Raw genomic sequence first — 15,402 nt, 5'->3', positions numbered from 1 at the left:
CAATATTTAGGTTCATCCTCTTTTTTTGTTTTACTATTATGATGCGATTGTTTAGCAGGCTCTGGTCGATTACAAGGTTCGGGTTTACTTCTTTTGTTTCAGTGTAAGGACGAGATCTTCATCAGGTGTTGCATACAATGTTGCTTGATTATCATAAATCACATATCCTGGCTTTGCCCCACTTGGCTTTTTCACATGACGTATCAATGTGTAATCTACTGGAACTTGTCCAGAGTTTCTTGCTTTACTGAAATAAGCGGCTAAATTGGCTGCTTCGTGAAGCGTTGTTTCATTAAATGTATCACTTCTAATAACGACGTGTGATCCAGGAATATCTTTTGTATGAAGCCAAGTATCATTTTGTCTTGCAAGTCGATTTGTTAAATACTCGTTCTGTTTATTGTTTTTACCAACGTAAATTTCAATCCCTTCAGAGGAAAGATATTTTTCGAGTTGTGGTTTATCATTTTTTTTCTTTTTCTTTGTAGCAGCTCTTTTCTTTAAATAGCCTTCGTCTTGAAGTTCTTCTCTTATATCCTCAATATCACTTGGAGAAGCTGATTCAATTTGCTGAATCACTTGGTCTAAATAAGTCATTTCCTCGACAGCTTTATTGATTTGATCTTTGACGACTGCAACTGAATTTTTCAGTTTATGATATTTTTTAAAATATTGTTGAGCATTTTCTGACGGAGTCTTTCTCGGATCAAGAGGTATAACGACTGTTTTCTGATCAGGATCGTAATAATCAATAACTTCTACTTCATGATCACCGTTGTTAATGAGGTGCATATGGGCGGTGACAAGTTCTCCGTATCGTTGCTGTTTTTTCGCTTTATCTGCATCTGTTAACGTTTTTTCGAGTTTCTTAATCTTCTTCTTGTTTTTATTATACTCATTACGTAGCATCCGCTCTAAGTCATGAGCTTGCTGCTTTACACGGTCTCGTTCAGCCTTACCGTAAAAGTACCGATCGAGCAGTTCATGGACAGAAGCGAATGATTTTCTTGTCCCTTCCTTATGAGTAAGCGGGATGACTGTAAATGCTTCTCCTGTTTTATCACTGATTAGTTCAGGGACATATTCATGATTTTTGACTGGTGTTAATGTTTGAATAAATGTTGGCGGTATCGTCTCCACGTTTGCAAATTTTGCTCTATATAATATTTCTTCAACAACTTGAGGAGATAATCCACTAAACGTATCAATCAGTTGTTGAGACATTTTTCCTTGGTGAAAGTTCAATTTACGTTTAAGTGTTTCTTCATCCATATTTAAAGGGTTTTCTTTGTCCTGGTGAGGGGGTTCTTTATACGGCTGCCCTGGTAAAACGGTACGGTACGATGATACAGAAGGCGGCACATGCTTAATACTGTCCAAAATCGTGTTTTTTTCAGTATCAACAAGGAGAATGTTACTATGTCTACCCATCAGCTCAATGATCAATTTTTTGTAAGAAACATCCCCTAATTCGTTTCTGCCTCTGAATGAAAACGTAATAATTCTTTCCAACCCTTTTTGCTCAATTTTTTCAAGAAGGCTCCCTTCAAGATGCTTTCTTAACAGCATGCAAAACATTGGTGGTTCTTTAGGGTTTTCATATTTTTCATTTGTTAGGTGAAACCGCGCAAATGATGAGTTTGCAGAAAATAATAGGGAATAGTTCTTTCCATTTGCCCGAATGGTAAAAATTAATTCTGTTTTATATGGTTGGTGAATTTTTACGATACGTCCACTTTCTATTATTTGTTGTAAATCGTGTGTAACTGCTCTTGTCATAATCCCATCGAATGACATGTCAGCACCTCCTTGTAGGAAATCTATTCAAAATATATGTATACAATTAGCTAAGAGTTCCTTTTTTGAATCCTTCATCAATAAGAATAACATGTTTTTAGAAAGAACGTACTATTTACGAGTGCATTGTAGAATATTAGCAGATTATATGATATCATTCAAAGTTCAATAAAATAAATGGAAGAAAAATGAAAAATTCAATGTTCAATAAAAGAATGTTTCCTTCTCTCTTGTTGTTCAACTTAAAATTGTATAAAATAGACTTGTGGATGTGATAGAAATGATCGTAAGTATGACAGGATTTGGTCGCTCATTTAAGGAAATCGCGGATTATGAGGTTACAGTCGAAATGAAGGCAGTTAATCACCGATTTTGTGAAATAAACATTCGGATGCCGCGGCAGTTTTTCTTTATGGAGGACCAACTGAAAAAGAAAATCTCTCAATATGTACAAAGAGGGAAAGTTGACGTGTTTATTCACTTAAAAGGAGAAGGGATCGTCAACAGGTCACTTCAAGTTGATTGGGATCTTTTTCATGAATATCACGAAACATTTTCAAAAATGACTGAACGAACGACATCTTCCAATCCATTTCCGGTAGACCAGCTGCTTCTTCATGAACACATTGTAGAAGTGCAAGAGAGTGAAGAAGTATCTGAAGGTTTGAAGAACCTGCTTCTTACTGCTGTTGAAGAAGCCTCACTTCAACTGAAAGAAATGAGAGTACAAGAAGGGAAAGAACTATTTGCAGACGTCACAAAGCGAATAGAGAAAATGTCTGACTGGACTGAGAAATTAAGAGAATTAGCTCCGCGTGTACAAGAAAACTACCGTGAAAAACTTAAAATTCGTGTAGAAGAGTTTATTAATGGTAAAATAGATATTGATGATTCGCGTATGTTAACAGAAGTCGCTGTCTATGCTGATAAAGCAGATATTCAAGAAGAACTGACACGAATAGAAAGTCACTTAAAACAAATTCAACAAATTATAAAGCAAAATGATGTTGTTGGTAGAAAGTTAGACTTCCTCGTTCAGGAATTAAATCGAGAAACAAATACGATTGGTTCAAAAGCAAATGATATACAAATTAGTCAACTCGTTGTCGATCTAAAGTCTGAGTTAGAGAAAGTTCGCGAACAAGTACAAAATATAGAATAACGAATAAGGTAGCTTGTATAATCTCGTGTTCTCATATAGGCGCAGAAACGAAAAAAGTTTCAGCGTTCTAATACTGCAGACTTGTAATAATAAAAATCATCTATTTACAAAAGCAAACGAAGAAACGACAAGAAATGTTAGGGGAAATGAAGATGGATATTAAATTAATTAATATTGGCTTTGGAAATATTGTTTCAGCAAACCGAATTATTTCCATTGTCAGTCCGGAATCAGCACCAATTAAACGTATCATTACTGAAGCTAGAGACAGAAATATGTTAATTGATGCTACGTATGGAAGAAGGACACGCGCAGTCATTATTGCTGATAGTGATCATGTTATATTGTCTGCTGTACAGCCAGAAACAGTCGCTCAACGAGTGATTAGTAATAAAGAAGATGCGACAGAAGAATAATCGTACGTTTACACATTGCCATCGGATCTTCCGGTGGCTTCATCATTCAATTTATGGACTTGAATTATTTTTACAAAAATGATAAATATGATACATAAATAAGAAAAGCACTGCCTCTACCTCTACGAGCAACGTTCTGTAGCGCGCACCTGCCAACGGGGCAAAGCGCCACGTCCTGTGGTATGTCAGGCATTAGGAGGTCCTGTCCGTCGAGGCAAATCGCTGATCAGATCTTCGGCTACACCAACCGCTTCCTGCGGGAACGCCGTAGTCACAACATCCGGATGAAAGCTCATGATGTAAACGCTCTGTGGGGTTAGAAAACAATAGAGAGATTGAAATTTTATAATTTCTTATCTCAAAAATGAAAGACTGAATGAGATCGTATCATTATTTCAAATGAAGGAAACGATAATGAAGTCTTTATCGTCATGAAACAGTCGTCATTCATAAGAATTACGTTGAAAGACTTATTATTGAAGGAATGCTGGAGGTTTATATGAAAAGGGAAAAAGGTTTATTAATTGTTTTATCCGGGCCTTCTGGGGTAGGAAAAGGTACCGTCTGCGGTGCATTAAGGCAGCATGATACACATATTCAATATTCTGTCTCTGCTACAACTCGAAATCCACGAGAAGGCGAAGTTGACGGAGTCAATTACTTTTTTAAATCAAAAGAAGAGTTTAAGCGGATGATTGAAGAAAATGAGTTGTTGGAATGGGCTCAATATGTTGACAATTATTACGGCACACCGCGTAAATACGTCGAAGAGACGTTAGCCTCGGGCAAGGATGTTATTTTAGAAATTGAGGTTCAAGGTGCTTTACAAGTGAAAAAGACATTCCCAGAAGGTGTTTTTATCTTTTTGATGCCTCCGAGCTTAAAAGAGTTAAGAAGTCGTATTGAAGGAAGAGGGACAGAAACGAAAGATTTAATTGACAGCCGTATGACGATCGCAAAAGAAGAAATAGACTTAATGGATAAATACGACTACGTTGTAGAAAATGATGAAGTCGAGTTAGCTGTTGAAAGAATTAAATCGATTGTTACTGCAGAAAATTGTAAAAAAGAAAGACTCATTCATATTTATAAAGAACTTGTTGAGGAGTGATTACATGTTAAATCCATCGATTGATTCATTAATGACAAAAATTAATTCGAAGTATACTCTCGTGACAGTATCATCACACAGAGCTCGTCAGCTTCGCGAAAACCCCGAGTTGTTTCAAAAACCAGAAAAGTCAAAGTCTGTCAATTTTGTCGGTAAAGCATTAGAAGAAATTGATGCAGAAAAATTAACATATGAGAGTGCAAAGAATGAAAACAGCCTTGTATAAGGTTGTTTTTCTTTTTTTTCACAGCTTTTTTCGGTATCGTTAGTATATAGTAGAAGCAATAGAGGAAATATGTTGGAGGCGAACATAGATGGAAAAGAAAAAAGTATTATTATGTGTTAGCGGTGGAATTGCTGTTTTTAAAGCAGCAGCATTAACGAGCAAGCTTGTTCAAAACGGTTACGATGTTAAAGTCATGATGACATCATCGGCACAACAGTTTGTGACCCCATTAACATTTCAAGCTTTATCTCGTGATCGCGTTTATACAAATACATTTGAAGAAAAAGATCCAGCGAAAATCGCCCATATCGATGTTGCAGATTGGGCTGATTTAGTTGTCATTGCTCCGGCAACTGCAAATATTATCGGAAAATTAGCGAATGGTATTGCTGATGACATGATAACGACGACATTATTAGCAACTAGAGCGCCTGTCATGGTCGCACCAGCGATGAATGTCAACATGTATGCTCACCCAGCTGTGTTAAGAAATATGCAAACATTAGAAGGTTACGGTTATACATTTGTTGAGCCGAATGAAGGCTACTTGGCATGTGGGTACGAAGGAAAAGGAAGAATGACTGAACCAGAAGATTTAATAGAAATGATTGACTATCACTTTACGAAATTAGCGTACAAGAATTGGAACGGTAAAAAGGTTTTAGTTACAGCAGGAGCAACGAGGGAAAAGGTTGACCCCGTCCGCTTTTTTACAAACCGTTCGACAGGAAAAATGGGTTATGCAATTGCTAATGAAGCAGCGAAAAGAGGGGCTGAAGTTATCTTAATATCTGGACAAACCTCATTAACCCCTCCACATGGCGTTCGAGTCATAAATGTTCAATCAGCAGAAGAAATGTATGAGGCAGTGATGAGGGCATTTCCTGACCAGGATATTGTGATTAAATCTGCCGCAGTAGCAGATTACAAGCCGAAAATGACATTTGAGCAAAAAATGAAGAAACAGGAAGGTCCTTGGAAAATAGAAATGGAGCGGACGAAAGATATATTAAAAGAGTTAGGTGAAAAGAGGACAAAACAAATCCTTATCGGTTTTGCAGCAGAATCGGAAAATATAGAAAAATATGCAAGGAAAAAGCTCGAGTCTAAAAAAGTAGATATGATTGCGGCAAATTCAATTTCCAGTCCTGGTTCTGGATTTGAAGGTGATACCAATGAGGTCATTCTGTTTAAACGTACTGGTGATAGCGTCACGATTCCAATGTCCACTAAAACTGAAGTTGCAAAAATATTGCTAGATGAAGCACTGACGTTCCAGAAAGGATCAATAGAATGATTGCACGTGTTGTTGTTGATGTAGCCGCGAATCAAACTGACCGTCAATTTGATTATCTTATTCCGGAGGTCTATGAAGAAACGACGGTACCTGGAGTCAGAGTTGTTGTTCCGTTCGGGCCGCGAAAGGTACAAGGCTTTGTCGTCGACATTGTTCAATCAAGTGATTATGAACTAAAAAAAATGAGATCTATTATCGAAGTGGTCGATGTCGAGCCTCCGTTAACAGATGAGTTGTTATCATTGAGCTGGTGGTTGAAAGAGAAGACACTGTCTTTTCATATAGCCGCTTTGAAAGTCATGCTTCCTGCCGCGATGAGAGCAAAATATAAAAAAGAAATTACGATTAACCCAGAATTTGACCAGCGGAAATTACCGGAAGAGCTGAAAGAAATGTTTCGAAATCCGACAAACAAACTCGATTGGGATGAAATCCATAAGCAGCTCTCAGAGCAATTAAGAAAACAGCTTACAAAAGCAATAAAAAATGGACACCTAGTTGTGGAATCGATCGTCGGAACAAATGAAACAAAGAAGAAAAGAAAAGTGATAAAACGAAATAAGCCAATAAGTGACTTACAAAAGCTGATAGAAGATTTACCAAAAAATGCAGAGAAACAAAAGGAACTTTTGACGTTTATCATCAATGAACAAGCTGAATTATGGCCGGTAGTCGAGCTCATAGAAAGAGCAAACGTATCAAGAGCAACTGTTCAATCGCTAGTAAAAAAAGAGTTATTACTTGAAGAGGAAATGGCATTCAATCGTGACCCTTATGAAGGAAGAACGTTTAAAAAAAGTGAATCTTTATCACTGACCGAAGAGCAGCAGCTATCATTATCACCAATTATCTCAGCAATGGAACAGCATATCCATCGCACATTTTTACTGCGTGGTGTCACTGGAAGCGGAAAAACAGAAGTATACTTACAGGCAATTGAACATGCTCTATCGTCTGGAAAAGAAGCCATTGTGTTAGTCCCGGAAATTTCATTGACTCCGCAAATGGTTACTCGTTTTAAGGAGAGGTTCGGGTCACTAGTTGCTGTTCTTCATAGTGCACTATCTAAGGGAGAAAAGTATGATGAATGGCGTAAAATCCGAAATAAAGAAGTTAGCGTCGTAGTAGGAGCGCGTTCAGCTATATTTGCTCCCTTTGAAAATATCGGAATTATTATTATTGATGAAGAACACGAAACGAGTTATAAGCAGGAAGAATCTCCGAGATATCATGCAAGAGATGTTGCGATTAAACGGGGAGACTATTTTAACTGTCCGGTCATATTAGGGAGTGCGACTCCTTCATTAGAAAGTTATGCAAGAGGCCAGAAAGAAGTTTATCATTTGTTAACGATGGATAAACGAGTAAACGATGTTAAGATGCCTGATGTTAACATCATTGACATGCGTGAAGAATTAAAAGTCGGCAACCGGTCAATGTTTTCCAATAAATTGTTAGAAGCAATGCTTGAAAGGAAAGAAAAGAATGAGCAAATCGTACTGTTTTTAAACCGTAGAGGGTATTCGACATTTATAATGTGTCGAGACTGTGGGTACGTTTCACAATGTCCTCACTGTGATATTTCTCTCACATATCATCGTACGAACCAATCGCTCCAATGTCATTATTGCGGTTACGGTGAAACGGTCCCAACGATTTGCCCGGAGTGTGAAAGTGACTCTATTCGTTTTTTCGGCTCAGGTACACAAAAGGTCGAGGAAGAAATAAAAAAAGCGATACCCGGGATCGAAGTGATTCGGATGGATGTTGATACGACCCGTAAAAAAGGAGCGCATGAAAAGTTATTAAGCCAGTTTGGCAGTGGTCAAGGTGATGTGCTACTAGGAACACAGATGATTGCAAAAGGATTAGACTTCCCAAACATTACGTTAGTCGGTGTCCTCGCAGCCGATTCGATGCTTCACCTTCCTGATTTTCGCTCTTCAGAAAGAACGTTTCAATTATTAACTCAAGTGAGCGGAAGAGCGGGCAGACATGAAAAGCATGGGGAAGTCATCATACAATCTTACACTCCTGACCATTACAGCATTCAGGACGTAAAAGAGCATGACTACGTCTCATTTTTCCAAAAAGAAATGCACATAAGAAAACAAGGAGGATATCCTCCATATTACTATTTAACATTAATTCATATAAGTGATACTGATTTACAAAAAGCTATATCAGTAACGGAAAAGATCGTTCAATTTTTAAAAGGAAATTTATCTGAGAACACGATCACTTATGGTCCGGTAGCATCAGCGATTCCACGAATCAAAGATAGATATCGCTACCAATGCATGGTAAAATACAAAGTTGAGCCAAAGTTGATAACAGTATTGCAAGATATTATTAAAACGTATCAAGGTGAAATGAGCCGTACAGACTTATCAATCATTATTGATACGAATCCTTATATGATGCTTTAACGATTTTTTAAATGGAAAGTAGAACTTTTATGTTTTAACTAAAGGACTTTTCGCATAGATTTTAGTTTTATTGATCATTCGAAGAAGTGAAAGGCGGGGACTCCAGCGACTAGTATTTCTTCACGAGCTTCCACAAGGATGTTGTGGACTTCGGCGTTCCCGCAGGGCGCGGGAGGGGGAGTCGAAGATCTGCTCTAACGAGTTGCTTCGACGTCAGGACGTCCTAATGCCTGACATGCCACAGGACGTGGCGTTTTGGTCGGATGACGCAGACAGCTACAGAGCACAGGACAAGCAATAGTCGAAAATCCCCTAGGTGCATACAGTGTGGCACATAAGGCATTGCCAATGGCAACTGAGAATGCAAATGAAGTGCAGCATGAGAAGATGTCGAACTTGTGCCATGGGATGAAAGCGTCCACCAGTAGCGGGTTCGAACAACCATATATATCCAAAAGCAACAATCTTTTTTAAAACAGCTTAAGGAAATGAAAGCGAGATTTTTCGAATATCTATAAACATTCGTAAAGTAGAAAGAGAGGAATGCAAATGAGAGTCGTTTTTATGGGAACACCCGATTTCGCAGTACCAGTACTAAATACATTAGTGAAGAATGGCTATGAACTAGTAATGGTTGTCACACAGCCAGACCGTCCAAAAGGGCGTAAAAAAGAACTGACTCCTCCCCCTGTTAAAGTAGCAGCAGAGAAGCATGGAATTCCTGTATTCCAACCTGAAAAAATTAAGTTAGAGGACGAATGGAAACAAGTAGAAAAAGTAAATCCTGATATTATTGTAACAGCTGCTTTCGGTCAAATTTTACCGAGAGAATTATTAGATATCCCACCGTTAGGGTGCATTAATGTCCACGCTTCATTACTGCCTGAATATCGTGGCGGTGCCCCGATTCATCAAGCTGTTATAGATGGAAAAAAAGAAACGGGTATTACAATCATGTATATGGTTGAGAAATTAGATGCCGGAGATATTTTGACACAAGAATCTATTGCAATTGAGGAAAAGGATACAACAGGTACTATGCATGATAAGTTAAGTCAGTTAGGTGCAGATTTATTGTTAAAAACATTACCAATGATTGAAGAAGGTACAATTCAAGCGGTAGAGCAAGACGAAACGGAAGTTACTTATTCTCCGAATATTTCGAAAGAACAAGAAAAAGTAGTTTGGAGCAAAACAGCTGAGCAAATTTATAATCAAATACGCGGGTTGGCCCCATGGCCTGTTGCTTATACGACTTTAAATGAGAAGCGGCTGAAAATATGGTGGTCTGAAAAAACAAATGAAACGACGAGTGAAAGACCGGGAATGATAATAAAATTAGCTGAAGAATCAATCTATGTAGCCTGTGGAGAAGGAACTGTCATAATGCTGAAGGAAGTACAACCATCTGGTAAGAAAAAAATGGATGTTCACACCTTTCTTCACGGAGCAGGAAGTTCGATTTCAATAGGGACTTTGTTAGGAGATTAGCATGAAACAACAACAAGTAAATGTTCGAGAAGTAGCATTAGAAACACTTTTAAAAATCGAAAAAAATCAAGCATACAGTCACCTGCTTTTAAATGACATGATTACAAAATCTAAGTTAAATAAAAGAGATGTCCCGCTTTTAACAGAAATCGTCTATGGAACGATCCAACGTCAAAAGACGTTAGATTTTTATTTAACTCCTTTTTCAAAAAGGCCACTTCATAAATTGGAAGACTGGGTGCGGATTTTATTAAGGCTCACATTATATCAATTCGTATTTTTAGAGCGAATTCCCGATCATGCTGCGATAAATGAGGCTGTACAAATAGCGAAGAAAAGAGGCCATAAAGGTATATCAGGGATGGTCAATGGAATATTACGTTCGGTCCAGCGGGAAGGTTTGCCAAATGTAGACGATGTACTTGACGAAATTGAAAAAGTAGCTGTAAAAACAAGCCATCCGTATTGGTTAATTGATCGTTGGACAAATCAATACGGCCTTGAAAAGACTGAGAGAATGGCAGCAAGTAATTTATTACATCCAACTCATTCAGCACGAGTAAATGTAAGTCGTGTAACGGTAGATGAAGTGTTACACTCACTTTCAGAAGAGGGAATTGAAGCGAGGAAAAGTGATCTTCTGCCAGAAAGCATTATTATACAAAAAGGTTCGTTAAGTCATACGCAAGCATTTAAACATGGTTGGATTACGATTCAAGATGAAGGTTCGATGCTAGTTGCTCATGCTCTTGGTGTTCAACAAGATGAACATATTTTAGATGCATGTGCAGCTCCTGGAGGGAAAACGACCCATATCGCAGAAATGTTAGATCATACGGGAGAAATTCATGCATTAGATATTCATCCACATAAAGTAAAATTAATTATGCAGCAAGTCGAACGGCTGGAGATAAAAAATGTGACGGCACAATCATTAGATGCAAGAAAGGCAAGCGATCAGTTTGAAGTGGAAAGCTTTGACCGTATATTAGTTGATGCACCTTGTTCTGGTTTAGGAGTCATACAGCGAAAACCTGATATCAAATGGACGAAGAAAGAAGAAGATATCTATCAATTGGCAGAAATCCAAAAGGAGATACTTCACTCAGTTTGGCCATTGTTGAAAACAAACGGTACACTTGTATATAGTACATGTACTGTTGATCAAGAAGAAAATGAAGAAAATATACGTTCCTTTATTCATTCTTGTCCAAATGCACATATAGATGAAACGTTAAAAGATCGACTACCAGTTGAAGTCCAACGTACTATGAATGAAAACAGAGGAATGATACAGCTGTTCCCGGGTGACTATGGAACTGATGGATTTTTTATTTCTGCACTAGTAAAGAAATAATTGATTTATTATGAGCAAATAAAATAGCTGAATTTACTAATAAATCAAAGGAATTCTTCATTTTATTGACGAATGAGTAACGTTAATGGTTATCTCAGTTATGAAAACGAATGATGCTCATATTTGCTCATAATATTTAGCGGAAACAAATGAACTTTTTCAAAATAGGTGTTCGAATTGTAAATTGAAAGAAGCGTAAAGAAGAAGTGAGGGGATAAGGAATATGGAAGCAGTCTTTCGCACAGATGTAGGGCAAATACGCCGTCACAATGAAGATGATGGGGCTTTTTCAAAAAAAGATTGGGGGCAAACGATCGTTCTAGTAGCAGATGGAATGGGAGGTCATCAAGCGGGTGATGTGGCAAGTCAGATGACAAAAGAGCTTATGCTTGAAAAATGGAATCAAGTACATGAGCCGCTTACACCGAAAGAGACAGAAGAATGGTTACATAATGCTATTTCGGATGTAAACGAACGACTATTTAATCATGCCCAACAGAATGAAAATTGTGAAGGTATGGGAACGACTTTAGTGGTGGCAGTATGCAATGAAGACTTTATTTCAATTGGTCATGTCGGTGATTCACGTGTTTATTTGAAAAGTACGAATGAAGAGATGAAGCAACTGACAAATGATCATTCACTAGTCGGAGAACTCGTTAGGACTGGTCAAATTACAGAAGACGAAGCAGTGAATCATCCTCGTAAAAATGTGGTGTTGCGGGCGTTAGGCACAGAACGGTCTGTCAAAGTTGATGTTCATACGATGGATTGGGAAAAAGGGTCATGGCTCCTTCTCTGTTCTGATGGGCTGACAGATATGATGGGCGATGCTGATATTTCAAGTGAACTTAAAGATGATAAAACTTTATCAGAAATAGCTGACAGACTTATCACACTTGCAAATGAACGTGGTGGCGAAGATAATGTATCGATTGCAATTGTCCGATATAGATATACGCCAGAGGAAGTGAATAAAGCATGAGGGATGAACGAATTAATGAACGTTATGAAATAATAAAGCCAATTGGCGGCGGAGGCATGGCAGATGTATATTTAGCCCATGACATCATACTAGACCGCAAAGTTGCTGTTAAAGTATTGAAATCCCAGTTCTCTAGGGACGATGAGTTCATTCGCCGTTTTCGTAGAGAGGCTCAAGCAGCAACAAGCTTATCTCATCCGAATGTTGTGAATATATACGATGTTGGTGAAGAAAAAGACCTTTATTATATTGTCATGGAGTATGTCGAAGGACTTACATTAAAAGATTATATCAATCAAAGAGGCAAAATTAATGTTCATGAAGCTGTTGCGTTTATGGAACAAATTGCATCAGCTGTTTCACATGCCCATGAAAATCATATTATTCATCGTGATTTGAAACCACATAACATATTAATTAGTCAAGATGGACAGGCAAAAGTAACGGATTTCGGAATTGCGAGAGCGATAAGCGAAGCAACGATCACACATACGAATTCTGTGTTAGGTTCCGTCCATTATTTGTCACCGGAACAAGCACGTGGTGGAAATGTTACGTATCAGTCGGACATTTATTCTTTGGGTATTGTTATGTATGAAATGTTAATGGGTGAAGTGCCGTTTCAAGGTGATACAGCTGTTTCTGTTGCGATTAAACACCTTCAAACTCCGTTGCCTTTACTAAAAGAACGAGATCCATCGTTACTGCAAAGTGTAGAAAATGTAGTTCTAAAAGCAACGGCAAAGGATCCGTCAGTCCGATTCTTGTCAGCGGATGAATTGTTAGAAGACTTGCATACAGTTTTTAGTTCTTATCGTGCATCAGAGAAACGTTTTGAACTCCCACAACCTTCAGAAGATGCAACAAAAGCGATGCCTGTTATAAAAGATGAACAAGTAGATGACGAAAATAAAACATTCATTCATGATCAAAAGACAAAAGTATCGAATGAACCGAAAAATGACCCACCTAAGAAAAAGAAAAAAGGCGTAAAATATTGGCTAATTGCAATTATTTTATCAATCTTGTTTTTGTTCGGAGCATTATATGTAGCCTTTGCATTAATCCCGAGCTGGCTTCATGTCGATGATGTGACAATCCCAGATGACTTAGTCGGGATAGAAGCTGAGGAAGCGGCAGAACAATTACGTGAATTAAATTTAGAAGTTGAGGAAGAATGGCGTTATGACGATGAGATAGAAGAAGGATTAGTGCTCTCTCACAATCCTCGTGCCGGTGCAACGGTAAAAGAAGGTACGAGAATAACCTTGTATGTCAGTGAAGGAGTTGAACCGAAAGAGATGACAGATGTAGTCGGTCATTCTCTTGAAAGAGCTGAGAGGGAACTGGAAGAATTTGAGGATATCGAAATCGAGTTTCGGGAAACATCTGATTATGATGATGATACAGTATTATCACAATCCCCGGATGCTGGTGACTTAATTATTCCTCATGAGACAGTCGTAACACTAGTTGTAAGTGAACGGCCAACATATATTATGGATAATTTATCAGGAATGACACGAGATGAAGTTGCAAATACGATAGGATCAAATGCATTACTTGATTTAAATTTTGAAGACGAGCATCATCCGACGATAGAAGAAGGTAAAGTTATTTCTCAAGATCCGCAAAGAGGTACGGAGATTCGTGAAAGAACAGATGTGACGGTAGTCTTTTCTCTCGGTCCAGAGCCAGAAGAAGAACCTGAGGAAGAGCCAATTTCAGTAAATGTGCCATTCAGAGTTGAATTGGATGGTAATGATAATGGTGACGAAACCTTTCGAGTGCAAATATCTGTCATGGATATGATGAATAGTGAACCTCGAATGATTATTGATCGTGATATTAGGGAAACTGAACGTTTTGAATTACCGATGACAGTAGCGCCAGGGGAATCAGGCTATTTATTACTCTATATAAATGAAGAGCAATATGAAGCATCACCTTATGAATATACGTATGAAGAATTAAAACAATATCAATAAAGGTCTCACCAACTGGGATAAACGAGCTTATGGAAGCATGGCAATCGTGAGTATGTAAACTGCGATAAGAAAATAGCAACAAAGGAAAAGGTATGGAAGAGCCTAAGGTAATTAAACGATTATTTCCTAACTATAATAGGTTTGTACATCGTATACACGTTATAATGAAAGAGGTGACTTTGGCATTCGATCGAGGCTTAAAGCCAAAGTTATCTAAGAACTTTGCGGGAGAGCTAAAGTTCGGATTATAAGGAGGATTGAATGGGCAAAGGAAGAATTATTAAAGCGTTAAGCGGGTTTTACTATGTGGAAAATGAAGACGGCACTTTCCAATGCAGAGGAAGAGGAAACTTTCGTAAAAGGAAGATTACTCCGCTAGTAGGGGACTGGGTTGAATTTGAAGCAGAAAATAAGACGGACGGATATGTTTTACATGTAGACGAGAGAACGAATGAACTTGTTCGCCCGCCGATTGCTAATGTTGAACAAGCTGTTCTTGTGTTTTCAACTGAAGAGCCGTCGTTTAGCTCATTATTATTAGACCGTTTTTTAGTTCATGTTGAGGCAAATAACATTGAGCCGATTATATGTTTATCAAAGATTGATCTACTTGAAGATGAAACGGAAAAAGCAATCCAATTATATGAAAAAACGTATCGCGAGATTGGCTATGAAGTCGTAAATACTTCAATCTATGTCGACGAAACGATCGAAACACTCCGTCCCTATTTGTCAGGGAAGGTATCTGTTTTTGCAGGACAATCAGGTGTTGGAAAATCATCATTATTGAACGCATTAATGCCTGATTTAAACATAGAAACGAACCCAATTTCTAAAAGTCTTGGCCGCGGAAAACATACGACAAGACATGTTGAGCTAATTAAAGTTGAAAATGGTTATGTTGCCGATACACCAGGCTTCAGCTCACTAGATTTTAATGGAATAGAAGTGGAAGAACTCGGCTTTCTATTTCCAGAGATGAGAGAACGATCAAAAGGTTGTAAATTTCGTGGCTGTACACATGTAAATGAACCGAAGTGTGCAGTAAAAGCAGCACTTGAATTAGGTGAGATTGCTCAGCACCGTTATGACCACTACGTTCAATTTATTGATGAAATTAAATCACAAAAACGGAGGTACTAA

Annotated in this window: 12 protein-coding genes; 11 read left to right on the top strand and 1 reads right to left on the bottom strand. The window is 38.0% G+C overall.

Features of this window, described 5'->3' with window-relative positions:
* Window positions 1-84: 84 nt before the first annotated feature.
* A complete protein-coding gene (locus CD001_RS19075) occupies window positions 85-1,797 on the bottom strand; it encodes an Rqc2 family fibronectin-binding protein (RefSeq protein ID WP_096189188.1) in 1,713 nt (570 codons plus the stop codon).
* Between the two features lie 280 nt (window positions 1,798-2,077).
* Here CD001_RS19075 and CD001_RS19070 point away from each other — a divergent pair, with 280 nt between their 5' ends.
* The 11 genes from CD001_RS19070 to rsgA all read left to right on the top strand — a co-directional run bounded on the left by CD001_RS19070 (window position 2,078) and on the right by rsgA (window position 15,402).
* Window positions 2,078-2,959, top strand: a complete 882-nt coding sequence (locus tag CD001_RS19070; protein ID WP_096189187.1) for a YicC/YloC family endoribonuclease — start codon at window positions 2,078-2,080, stop codon at window positions 2,957-2,959.
* A 152-nt stretch (window positions 2,960-3,111) separates the two neighbouring features.
* Window positions 3,112-3,375, top strand: a complete 264-nt coding sequence (remA, locus tag CD001_RS19065) for an extracellular matrix/biofilm regulator RemA (RefSeq protein ID WP_096189186.1) — start codon at window positions 3,112-3,114, stop codon at window positions 3,373-3,375.
* A 499-nt stretch (window positions 3,376-3,874) separates the two neighbouring features.
* Window positions 3,875-4,486, top strand: coding sequence for a guanylate kinase (gene gmk, locus CD001_RS19060; RefSeq protein WP_096189185.1), 612 nt, complete (start codon window positions 3,875-3,877; stop codon window positions 4,484-4,486).
* Between the two features lie 4 nt (window positions 4,487-4,490).
* Window positions 4,491-4,712: a DNA-directed RNA polymerase subunit omega gene (gene rpoZ / locus CD001_RS19055; RefSeq protein WP_096189184.1), complete on the top strand. Its 222-nt coding sequence runs from the start codon at window positions 4,491-4,493 to the stop codon at window positions 4,710-4,712.
* Between the two features lie 88 nt (window positions 4,713-4,800).
* Window positions 4,801-6,009 carry a bifunctional phosphopantothenoylcysteine decarboxylase/phosphopantothenate--cysteine ligase CoaBC gene (coaBC, locus tag CD001_RS19050; RefSeq protein ID WP_096189183.1) on the top strand — a complete coding sequence of 403 codons (1,209 nt, stop codon included), beginning with the start codon at window positions 4,801-4,803 and terminating at the stop codon, window positions 6,007-6,009.
* On the top strand, window positions 6,006-8,438 hold the full coding sequence (gene priA / locus CD001_RS19045; RefSeq protein ID WP_096189182.1) for a primosomal protein N': 2,433 nt from the start codon (window positions 6,006-6,008) through the stop codon (window positions 8,436-8,438). The genes coaBC and priA overlap by 4 nt, the downstream gene beginning before the upstream one ends.
* A gap of 549 nt (window positions 8,439-8,987) precedes the next feature.
* Entirely contained in the window at window positions 8,988-9,929 is a 942-nt protein-coding gene (gene fmt, locus CD001_RS19040) for a methionyl-tRNA formyltransferase (protein ID WP_096189181.1), read from the top strand.
* 1 nt (window position 9,930) lies between these two features.
* Complete coding sequence (gene rsmB / locus CD001_RS19035; protein WP_096189180.1) at window positions 9,931-11,286, top strand: 16S rRNA (cytosine(967)-C(5))-methyltransferase RsmB; 1,356 nt, start codon at window positions 9,931-9,933, stop codon at window positions 11,284-11,286.
* A gap of 223 nt (window positions 11,287-11,509) precedes the next feature.
* Entirely contained in the window at window positions 11,510-12,271 is a 762-nt protein-coding gene (locus CD001_RS19030; protein WP_096189179.1) for a Stp1/IreP family PP2C-type Ser/Thr phosphatase, read from the top strand.
* A complete protein-coding gene (pknB, locus tag CD001_RS19025; RefSeq protein WP_096189178.1) occupies window positions 12,268-14,259 on the top strand; it encodes a Stk1 family PASTA domain-containing Ser/Thr kinase in 1,992 nt (663 codons plus the stop codon). Before CD001_RS19030 ends, pknB begins: the two co-directional genes overlap by 4 nt.
* Window positions 14,260-14,520: 261 nt before the next feature.
* A complete protein-coding gene (rsgA, locus tag CD001_RS19020; protein WP_096189177.1) occupies window positions 14,521-15,402 on the top strand; it encodes a ribosome small subunit-dependent GTPase A in 882 nt (293 codons plus the stop codon).

It is taken from the genome of Evansella halocellulosilytica, assembly GCF_002335745.1.
Classification (GTDB): Bacteria; Bacillota; Bacilli; order Bacillales; family Salisediminibacteriaceae; genus Bacillus_CA; species Bacillus_CA halocellulosilytica.
This window is presented reverse-complemented; position numbering and strand designations above follow the sequence as displayed.

What these genes read in the sequence shown, in the direction of transcription:
- coaBC (WP_096189183.1), top strand. Translation starts at nt 4,801, where the DNA reads ATGGAAAAGAAAAAAGTATTATTATGTGTTAGCGGTGGAATTGCTGTT.
- rpoZ (WP_096189184.1), top strand. Translation starts at nt 4,491, where the DNA reads ATGTTAAATCCATCGATTGATTCATTAATGACAAAAATTAATTCGAAG.
- rsmB (WP_096189180.1), top strand. Translation starts at nt 9,931, where the DNA reads ATGAAACAACAACAAGTAAATGTTCGAGAAGTAGCATTAGAAACACTT.
- remA (WP_096189186.1), top strand. Translation starts at nt 3,112, where the DNA reads ATGGATATTAAATTAATTAATATTGGCTTTGGAAATATTGTTTCAGCA.
- rsgA (WP_096189177.1), top strand. Translation starts at nt 14,521, where the DNA reads ATGGGCAAAGGAAGAATTATTAAAGCGTTAAGCGGGTTTTACTATGTG.
- priA (WP_096189182.1), top strand. Translation starts at nt 6,006, where the DNA reads ATGATTGCACGTGTTGTTGTTGATGTAGCCGCGAATCAAACTGACCGT.
- CD001_RS19075 (WP_096189188.1), bottom strand. Translation starts at nt 1,797, where the DNA reads ATGTCATTCGATGGGATTATGACAAGAGCAGTTACACACGATTTACAA.
- CD001_RS19030 (WP_096189179.1), top strand. Translation starts at nt 11,510, where the DNA reads ATGGAAGCAGTCTTTCGCACAGATGTAGGGCAAATACGCCGTCACAAT.
- pknB (WP_096189178.1), top strand. Translation starts at nt 12,268, where the DNA reads ATGAGGGATGAACGAATTAATGAACGTTATGAAATAATAAAGCCAATT.
- fmt (WP_096189181.1), top strand. Translation starts at nt 8,988, where the DNA reads ATGAGAGTCGTTTTTATGGGAACACCCGATTTCGCAGTACCAGTACTA.
- CD001_RS19070 (WP_096189187.1), top strand. Translation starts at nt 2,078, where the DNA reads ATGATCGTAAGTATGACAGGATTTGGTCGCTCATTTAAGGAAATCGCG.
- gmk (WP_096189185.1), top strand. Translation starts at nt 3,875, where the DNA reads ATGAAAAGGGAAAAAGGTTTATTAATTGTTTTATCCGGGCCTTCTGGG.